Below are 223 nucleotides of genomic sequence, written 5' to 3'. Positions count from 1 at the left end.
GCGAATTAAATTTATTTTGAATTGCCGAACTTTAAATATGAGTTTGAATGAAATTCGTCAATTACTTACCTATAAAGACAAACCTGAGAAAAATTGTTCAGATGTGAATGAGTTAATTGACTTACATGTCAGTGCTATCAGAGAAAATATAATCAAGCAACAAAAGCTTATTGAACAACTATCTGATTTAAGAGGTACTTGTGATGGTTTATGTACAATTGAC

At 29.6% G+C, this 223-nt stretch carries 1 protein-coding gene; it reads left to right on the top strand.

What is annotated here, in order from left to right; genetic code table 11:
- Positions 1–223 (top strand): MerR family DNA-binding protein (locus WFH18_RS18680; RefSeq protein ID WP_336755460.1); only part of this gene is annotated, 223 nt, incomplete at both ends.

The sequence above is a fragment of the Acinetobacter sp. USHLN143 genome (genome assembly GCF_037145695.1).
Classification (GTDB): Bacteria; Pseudomonadota; Gammaproteobacteria; order Pseudomonadales; family Moraxellaceae; genus Acinetobacter; species Acinetobacter fasciculus.
The sequence above is the reverse complement of the archived record's forward strand: the minus strand, read 5'-3'. Positions and strand labels throughout refer to the sequence as shown.